This window comes from Marivita sp. (assembly GCF_020055635.1).
Lineage (GTDB): Bacteria > Pseudomonadota > Alphaproteobacteria > Rhodobacterales > Rhodobacteraceae > Marivita.
On sequence record NZ_JAIPUT010000121.1, the window covers coordinates 1 to 5,452 of the forward strand.

The 5,452-nt window shown below is 61.9% G+C and carries 4 protein-coding genes and 1 pseudogene; 2 read left to right on the forward strand and 3 right to left on the reverse strand.

Translation table 11 applies throughout. From position 1 onward, the window contains the following. Window positions 1-131 (forward strand): annotated as a pseudogene (locus LCF60_RS23225) (IS6 family transposase); the annotation flags it as partial. 191 nt (window positions 132-322) lie between these two features. Here the strand turns inward: LCF60_RS23225 and LCF60_RS23230 are convergent. After that, on the reverse strand, window positions 323-1,342 hold the full coding sequence (locus tag LCF60_RS23230) for a glycosyl hydrolase family 8 (protein ID WP_292294911.1): 1,020 nt from the start codon (window positions 1,340-1,342) through the stop codon (window positions 323-325). A gap of 56 nt (window positions 1,343-1,398) precedes the next feature. Here LCF60_RS23230 and LCF60_RS23235 point away from each other — a divergent pair, with 56 nt between their 5' ends. Continuing rightward, window positions 1,399-2,514 carry a cache domain-containing protein gene (locus tag LCF60_RS23235; RefSeq protein WP_292294912.1) on the forward strand — a complete coding sequence of 372 codons (1,116 nt, stop codon included), beginning with the start codon at window positions 1,399-1,401 and terminating at the stop codon, window positions 2,512-2,514. 2 nt (window positions 2,515-2,516) lie between these two features. On the opposite strand, the gene LCF60_RS23240 is transcribed toward LCF60_RS23235, so the two are convergent. Together LCF60_RS23240 and LCF60_RS23245 are read right to left on the reverse strand one after the other, a co-directional pair. Then, complete coding sequence (locus LCF60_RS23240) at window positions 2,517-4,496, reverse strand: glycosyltransferase (protein ID WP_292294913.1); 1,980 nt, start codon at window positions 4,494-4,496, stop codon at window positions 2,517-2,519. Next, window positions 4,496-5,452 (reverse strand): HlyD family efflux transporter periplasmic adaptor subunit (locus tag LCF60_RS23245; RefSeq protein WP_292294914.1); only part of this gene is annotated, 957 nt, incomplete at its 5' end. The genes LCF60_RS23240 and LCF60_RS23245, both read right to left, overlap by 1 nt.

Below are 5,452 nucleotides of genomic sequence, written 5' to 3' on the forward strand. Positions count from 1 at the left end.
AGGGGCTCAACAACCGCGCTGAAAACAGCCATTTGCCTTTCCGAAAACGAGACCGAGTAATGCAGGGCTTCCGATCACCGGGTGGATTGCAGCGCTTCGTCTCTATGCAGTCCGCGACTCGCAATCGTTTCTCTAGGCGTGGAAATCCGCGGCACATGCCGCTTGATCAACGACCGGAATGCAACTTGCAAACTCGGCGAGTTAACGTGACAACACCGTCACGACGGAAACCACCGACTAAAATGCCAGCCGATTCTTCTGTTTTTCGTCGTTACCAGCAATCCTTACTCGAGCTGAGCGCTCTCCAACCACCTTTCGCGATTCAAGCCAATGTCGCGCGCGAGGCAACCAAGGAGAGCAGATGGAGCGTCGCCGGGTAGTAGGACTGCCCTGCCGTGTAATCCGGCAGGGGCACCAACGGCACTGACCTTCCCGTGTTGCGGATCAGAGTCGAGAGGGCCGCGTATCCCGCCGCATCGCTGGTTTCCAGCACCTGCCCGGTCGACGGATCGACGCGCACCGGGGTCCCTGAATCTGTGCCGTCCAGAAACGCACGCAACCGTGCCACGGCGGGGTTGGCAAAGCGACCCGACCAGACCAGATACAATGCGACCCGCAGAGCGTCGTAGCTGTAGTATGTTCCGTATCCGGTTGCCGTGCGCCAGCCTTCTTCATCCAGGGCGATCCAGTCCGGCGTCAGACCCGTTTCGGCGACGCGGGCGATCAGGGCTTCTCCATCATTGGCGACTTCGCCAAGCCGCGGCAAATCGAATGCCGCGCCAAGGGCGTGCAGCGCAAGCGGCATGATGTAGGACAGGTTCAGGATTTCGCGACCGTTATCGGAAAAGCGCTCTGCTCCAGGTCGCAGCAGCAACCCGCCGCCCGGAGCCGGCTTGACGAGGATCTCGTCGATGGCGCGCGCCACTTCGGCAGATCGATCCGCATAGGTTCCTGTCTCGAAACGCCGCGCTGCAACAAGCAGCGCCCAAGCATAGAAAAGATCGCCATCGCTTGCGTTGTTGTAATCCGCGATCCCATCGCCAGGACGCCAACGCCAACTGAGAAGCGGGTCGCGGCGAACGGCAAGATATCGCTCGGTCCATTCGAACATCCGCGCAAAGCTTTCGCCGTCACCCAGTTGCGCGGCCAGAAGCATGGCCCAGCCCTGGCCTTCGGAATGACTGGCCATGTCCTGCAGGGCGTCCACGACACGTCCTTCGGGTGTGAGAAACGCCTCTTTCCACAGGTCCCAAGATGATTGGGGGACGGCTTCACGGGCCGCCGGGAACGTGCCAGTGACACTGGCCGCAGGCACGATCGTCAGAAAGGATCTTCGATGCATCCGATGTCCAATGCCAAGGGTAGGAACGGTCATTCCCGAATGTTACTAATCTTCCCATGAAGAAGGAAACCATACCGCCCGCCCGTCGTGAAGTCTCTGCCATAACCCTGCGCCGCGCCGTCTTCGGTCTCGTATTTGCAGGGATCCTGCTCTTCAGTCTCGCCGCCGTGGTGATCGTGCGCGACCGGGTGCGCGATTTCCAGAACGCGGCGCTCGAAAACGCCGTCACGATTCGGACCGACGCGGCGCGGCTCGCGTTTGCCCGAGCGCTGGAACAGGACTGGCAGCACCTTCAGAAGATCGCAGATGATCTGGCGGAATTGGACCTGGAAGAATTGCGTGCCGTGCTGAACGCCGCCGCCTCAACTGACGAAAGGGTTTCCTGGGCGGGTTTCGCATCGCCGGACGGCACAGTCGTCGCGGCGTCGGGCGGCTTGCTCCAGGGTGCAAGCGTGTCCGAGCGGCCATGGTTTCGCCGCGGCTTGCAATCACCGTTTGCCGGCGATGTCCACGATGCCTTGCTGCTCGCGGAGGCAGTCCCCGAAGGCCCATACGGCCCCGCGCGGTTCCTTGATATGGCGGTGCCCGTGGCCGGAGACGATGGTCGGGTCGCCGGTGTGCTTGGCTTTCACATAAACGCCAATTGGGCCGAGGAATTCCTGACCGAATTCGCGCGGACGACAGAAATCGTCCTGGTGCTGGTGAATCCGCAGGAAGAGGTGGTCATTTCCACGAACCGCGATATGCCCGAGCTGCCGGATCTGCAAAGCATGCGGGCCGCTGCTGCCGGTATCGCCGTGGCGGAGCGTGAAACCTGGCCGGACGGCACGACCTATTTCACCACTGTCTTGCCGTCGGTTGGCTATGGTGAACTGCCTTCATTCGGTTGGAGCCTCATTGGTCGCAGCGAGATCGATAAATTTTCCCTGACATCCGGGGCGGAACTGGTTCGGATCGCAGCGTCGGGTGTGCTGGTTGCCGGCGGACTTCACCTCCTGCTGACCTTGGTATTCGTGCGGATTTTTCTGACACCGTTATCCGCTCTCATCGAGACCGCTGGGCGGATGGCCGCCGGCCACGAGGAGTATCCGGCGGAGGTGCGAACACCGGCGGAGGCACAGCGCTTGTCGGCAGCCTTGGTGCGGTTGGGATTGGAACCCCGTCAGCGTTGATCTCAGGGCCTGCGGCTGAAACTGAGCCTGCGAGCGAGATCTCTGAACACCGGTCCCATTCGGACCGCCTCGACATTCGGCGCGGCGCCTTCGGTGTAGAACCGCCGCATGAGTGCGTCATTTGCCTCGGCATCCGGGGCCAGCAACATGCGTGCCCCGTCGGCAACCCGCGCGATCACGGTGGCCTCGATCCTGCCGACCTCGGGGATGTCCAGAATGCCGTTTGTGCCTGCGGCAAACATGCCGCCCCTGATCCGCGCCGTGTGTTGCGTCAGCGAGGCGATCCAGACCGGACGGGCAACATCGCCCGCTGCCTCGAAGGTTGCCCGTATTGGCTGGTCGGCAACATGTCGTTCCTTGCGTGGCAGTTCCACACAGGCGATCAGGATGAAGGTCAGGGTGAAGAGATTGTAGATCGTCCAGAACAGCACGACAGATTTGCCGTCGCCCGCATCGTAGAACGCAAAGCGGTCCCAGAATATGCCGATCGTCAGGCCCAGAACCGTAAGCGCGAGCAGAGTGATATAGGGCGCCATCAAATGCCACTGCACCTGAACCTGGCTGCGGTCGCCTCCCTTGGCCGTGACGCTGAAGGGGTGACCCTTGGGACGCAACAACCCGGTGACTGCCGCTCGGGTGATCTGAATCGCGCCAAGGTGCTGGCTCACGTCTTTCAAGAGCGGCACCAATGTTCCCGGTGCCAGGAGATTGTAAGCCATCACGGTCCACAGGAAATAGACACCGAAATAACTCAGCACGTCCGGCACGGTGGCGTCGACGACGGTCACGTTGAAGAACCAGTAGAGCAGCGGATAGATGAATGCTGCGGTCCGGAACGGGAATGTCGTCAGCCAGTAAAGTGCCGAGTCGATCACGCTCCAACGGTCCCTGAGGCGAAGGGTGTTGCGTGCGAAAGGACCATACCGGCTGCGCGCAATCTGCATGAGACCCAGGCACCAGCGCGCCCGCTGCGTGACATACTCCTTAAGCCCCTCCGGCGCGAGTCCCTCGGTCAAGGGCTCGTTCAGATAGTGCGTCTCCCATCCCTTTTCCTGAAGCGCCAGGGTCAGGAGGAAATCCTCGGTGATGCTGTCGGTCGGAAGCCCCCCGAGTTCCGCCACGGCCTCCCAGCGCGCGATTGAGGATGTCCCGCAACAGATCGCCAGGCCCCAGGCGTCGCGGGCCGGCTGCATCTGGTCGAAGAAGAAACGCTGCTCGTCAGGATAGGACCGCGACAGGCCCAGATTGTGCTGCATCGGATCGGCATTGAAGAAATGCTGCGGCGTCTGGACGAGCCCGGTCGTATCGTCGTGGAATAGAGCCAAGGCACGGCGCAGGAAGTTCCGATGAGGCACGAAGTCTGCATCGAGAACGGCAAAGAAGGCGGGCGGACCTTCTGCTTCGAGCATCTTGAGCGCGTGGTTGATGTTGCCCGCCTTGGCCCCCTTGTTGTCCGGTCGCGTGACATGGCGCGCACCACGCTTTTCGCAGAACTCGCGCAGCCAGTCCCGCTTGCCATCATCAAGCACCAGGACTTCGACATTCGGGTAGTCCAGCGCGAGACTGCCGACGATGCTGCGTTCGAGAACCTCGATGTCCTCGTTATACGTCGCAATCAGGACGGCGACGCGCGGGGCAGGTTCGGGTTCCCACCAGGCCTCGTTCGCGGTGGCCTCGTCGCGGCGGTCACGGATCCGCGACATCAGGAGGTTGGCACTGATCGAACTCGCGAGCGTCGCCAGCTCGAGCGCGAAAAGCGAGCCGCTGGCCAGGAAATCCACCGTAAAGCCTGCGGGCGCAAGGGTCTCGGTCAGCCGCCACCACGCATAGCGCAGCGCAAGCAGGATCGTGACACCCATCAGCAAGCTGCGGTGAAGCGTGCTCTTGCGATCCACCAGGCCCGGCAGGATCAATGCCAATCCAGCGACAAGCAGCATCTGCATTGCGCTGGACTGCGTTTCGCTGAGCCAGACAGGTAGCATCAGAAGACCGACCGCAGCCAATCGAGCGGACGGTCTTCGAAGAAGACGCGCCCGGTGCGGCCCACCGGGCAGGACAGTTCGGAATCGGTCTCAAGTCCGGAAACAGCCATGGCAACATCGAACCTCTCAAGATGCTCGGCGCTCGGGGCGACCGCGAGATTCTGGTAGATCGTGCCTGCCCCTGCTCCGGCAAGGCGAGTGACCGTGCCTGTGTATACCTCGCCACTGCCGGACAGGCGGAACTGTCCGGTGTCGCCGACACGCAGGCTGTTATAATTGTTTTCGGTAACCGACAGGGTCACGAGCAAGGCGTCGCAATCCACGATGCGCAGGATCGGCTCGCCTCGCTGCAACCGTTCGCCATCCGATGCGAGCACCTCCCAGATTCGGCCGTTTGTCGTGGCTTCGATCTCATCTTCGGTGAGTCGGTTTACGGAGAACCGTGCGTCATCGACCCGGTCGGCGATGGCGGCTCGACGGGCCTGCGCCGCCACGAGGTCGGCATTGAATCCATCCAGAACAGTGACGAGTTCCACGCGGCGCTGCTCAGCGTTCGGGGCGTCATTGTAGCCGTCGCCCACGAAGACGCCGTTTCGCGCCGCGGCAAGAGCGTTCTCAAGCAGGTCCACCTCCTGTCGCGCCAGGCTTTCGGCGGCGGATGCTGCGTTGCCTGCCAGGGAAGCATCCTGCTCCGCTGCATCCTCGTCGGCATCCACGCCATAGAGGGCAAGACGATCACGGGCATGTTCAAGTTGAAGTTCGATATCCCTTATCTGGCGCTCGGTAAACCGCTGGCTTCGGTTTTCAAGCGTCTCCGCGATCTCTTCCGTCGCGCGGATCAGGCTCTCGAGCCGCGTCACTTCCGCCTCGGCGAAGGAGAGCTCCATTTCGAGATCATTGAGGCGAACCGCATCCACCAGCGGGTCGGTGACCGACGCCAAGACCTCGTTTTCTGT